Origin of the sequence: Cellulosimicrobium cellulans, from assembly GCF_007679345.1 — a bacterium.
Taxonomy (GTDB): Bacteria; Actinomycetota; Actinomycetes; order Actinomycetales; family Cellulomonadaceae; genus Cellulomonas; species Cellulomonas cellulans_A.
Map to the genome: position 1 here is coordinate 1 of NZ_VEGH01000032.1, position 1,055 is coordinate 1,055.

A 1,055-nucleotide genomic window follows, 5' to 3' on the forward strand; every position below is an offset into this window, starting at 1 on the left:
CATTCGCTACTCATGCCTGCATTCTCACTCGTGTAGCGTCCACCACTGGGTCACCCCGCAGCTTCACCCGCCACACGACGCTCCCCTACCCATCCACACGCCTGAACCACGAAGGCTTAGCGCAATGTGTGAATGCCACAGCTTCGGCGGTATACTTGAGCCCCGCTACATTGTCGGCGCGGAATCACTTGACCAGTGAGCTATTACGCACTCTTTCAAGGGTGGCTGCTTCTAAGCCAACCTCCTGGTTGTCTGTGCAACTCCACATCCTTTCCCACTTAGCATACGCTTAGGGGCCTTAGCTGGTGGTCTGGGCTGTTTCCCTCTCGACTACGGAGCTTATCCCCCGCAGTCTCACTCCCGCGCTCTCACTTACCGGCATTCGGAGTTTGGCTAACGTCAGTAACCTGGTAGGGCCCATCGGCTATCCAGTAGCTCTACCTCCGGCAAGAAACACGCGAGGCTGCACCTAAATGCATTTCGGGGAGAACCAGCTATCACGAAGTTTGATTGGCCTTTCACCCCTAACCACAGGTCATCCCCCCGGTTTTCAACCCAGGTGGGTTCGGTCCTCCACGCGGTCTTACCCGCGCTTCAACCTGCCCATGGCTAGATCACTTCGCTTCGGGTCTAGAGCACGCGACTACGATCGCCCTATTCGGACTCGCTTTCGCTACGGCTTCCCCACACGGGTTAACCTCGCCACGTACCACTAACTCGCAGGCTCATTCTTCAAAAGGCACGCCGTCACCCCTGCTAGGGAGGCTCCGACGGATTGTAGGCACACGGTTTCAGGTACTATTTCACTCCCCTCCCGGGGTACTTTTCACCTTTCCCTCACGGTACTTGTCCGCTATCGGTCACTAGGTAGTATTTAGGCTTAGCAAGTGGTCTTGCCAGATTCACACGGGATTTCTCGGGCCCCGTGCTACTTGGGATCCCCCTCGGGAGGCCACGTGATTTCGTCTACGGGGGTACCACCCTCTGTGCCGGGCCTTTCAATGCCCTTCGACTATCACGAGACTTTCTGACTCCCTGCTGGTTCGGCAGAACCA

1 rRNA gene is annotated in these 1,055 nt (G+C 57.0%); it reads right to left on the reverse strand.

Annotated elements, in window-relative coordinates:
• A 23S ribosomal RNA gene (locus tag FS882_RS20690) occupies positions 1 to 1,055 on the reverse strand; the annotation flags it as partial.